The following is a 569-nucleotide window of genomic DNA, read 5'->3' on the forward strand; positions in this document are numbered from 1 at the left end:
GCGAAAGTTCCGGTGTACACCCATCCTGGGTGGTAGTTGCGTAGTTCTTCAGTGATCGCGGGATGATTGCATTGTTCCCAATCATCAGGGGAATCAAAAGGAGAGGCTTGAATCCCAAGAGGGCTAAAGATCAAGCTGTCGAGCACGTTGTAAAAAGGCTTCTGGTGGAATTCTTCGAGAGCTAAGCGTAGAAGTAGATATCCGATATTTGAATAGCTAAAACCGCCAGGGTTTTGCACCTCTGCACGCGCAATGATGTCCATTGCGTCCCAAGGTTCTGCGGCGTTCTCTACTGCAGCTCGATAGTCCGGCCAAACAAAATAATCATTGAGCCCGGAACGGTGTGAGAGCAAGTCTTCGAACGACAGGGATTTCAAATGCGCTGGTAGCCAGACCAGGCGATCACCGATGTGTAGTTGCGGATTAAACGTCAAGAGAACAGCGGCGGCGGTGTAGGATTTCGCGATGCTGTAGATAGGGACAGTGTGCTGCATATCTCCATCCTGCCATCAGGCTCGGACAAGAGGGATAAGTGCCCACCTGAATTGATTTCCTAAACGATCGATTTC

1 protein-coding gene is annotated in these 569 nt (G+C 50.1%); it reads right to left on the reverse strand.

Features of this window, described 5'->3' with window-relative positions; all coding sequences use genetic code 11:
- Window positions 1-494: serine hydrolase (locus ACT3UQ_RS19735; protein WP_444637823.1), on the reverse strand; the 494-nt coding region annotated here is incomplete at its 3' end.
- Window positions 495-569: the final 75 nt, after the last annotated feature.

Origin of the sequence: Glutamicibacter sp. AOP12-B1-11, from assembly GCF_052379245.1 — a bacterium.
Classification (GTDB): Bacteria; Actinomycetota; Actinomycetes; order Actinomycetales; family Micrococcaceae; genus Glutamicibacter.